Source organism: Rhizobium sp. BK538 (assembly GCF_014197575.1).
Lineage (GTDB): Bacteria > Pseudomonadota > Alphaproteobacteria > Rhizobiales > Rhizobiaceae > Rhizobium.
Genome location: NZ_JACIFT010000070.1, coordinates 1 through 1,049, shown reverse-complemented (window position 1 = coordinate 1,049; position 1,049 = coordinate 1). Strand labels below are relative to the sequence as shown.

At 58.2% G+C, this 1,049-nt stretch carries 1 protein-coding gene; it reads right to left on the bottom strand.

Annotation, left to right across the window (positions count from 1 at the left end):
- Positions 1-16 precede the first annotated feature (16 nt).
- A protein-coding gene (locus FHX09_RS29415) for an IS630 family transposase (protein WP_184451133.1) occupies positions 17-960 on the bottom strand; the annotation gives its coding sequence in 2 pieces (ribosomal slippage) (positions 17-624 and positions 624-960; 945 coding nt in all).
- Between the last annotated feature and the right edge of the window lie 89 nt (positions 961-1,049).

Below are 1,049 nucleotides of genomic sequence, written 5' to 3'. Positions count from 1 at the left end.
CTAGAGCAGATCCTGCTTAATCCGGGTCATATCCTGCGGCTCTGAAGTAGTTTGCGCATTCGGCAGGCGTGAACCTGGGTATCAAGGCTCCCACTGCGTCCCACAACGCATCGATCTTTCGCTCCGCCCGAGCCCGCAACATGGCTTTCAATTTCGAGAATGCATTCTCGATGGGATTGAAGTCGGGACTGTAGGGCGGCAGGAACATGAGTTTGGCGCCGGCGCGCTCAATGGCATCACGGACACCGGCTGCTTTGTGGGCCGGCAGATTGTCCATGACGACAATGTCCCCGATCTGAAGGGTCGGTAGCAGTACCTGCTCGACATATGCCAGGAAGACGTTGCCATTCATCGCACCATCATAGACAAAGGGGGCGGTCATGCCCGAGAGGCGTAGAGCGCCTGTGAATGTAGTTGTTTTCCAATGGCCGTGCGGCACGCCAGCTCGACAACGCTCGCCGCGAATTGCACGTCCGCGCAAACGTGCCATCTTCGTCGAGAGACCGGTCTCGTCCAAGAAGATCAACTTCTCCGGATCGAGATCGAGTTGGCCATCAAACCAGGCACGTCGCCGCTTCAGGACATCCGGCCGATCCTGCTCCAATGCATGTGCGGACTTTTTTTAAACGTCCACCCGCGGCGTTGCAGCCAAGCACCGAGCGCACTCCGGCTGATGCCCACCTGCCGCTCAACGGACAGACGCTCGACCATTTCGTCGAGCGTCACGTCCTTACGATCGTCGATCATCTCGACAACGAACGCCTCGTGTGCATCCAAGCTCGAAGACCTTCGCCAGCCTTGCGGCCGTGATGTTGACTCACCATCGCTGGCTCTTGCGATCCAGCGAATTGCCGTCGAAATCCCAACCCCGAACCGGGCGGCGGCCTGCCGTGCTGACATGCCCGCCGCAGACGCTTTCAATACACGTAATCGAAGATCGTTGCTTAGTGCTCGTGCCATCATCCACCTCTTCGCTGTGGACGTTGAATCAGCTTCGCAGCGCCGCGTCACTTCACAATCGATTCATCGATCGCAGGATCTGCTCTAGC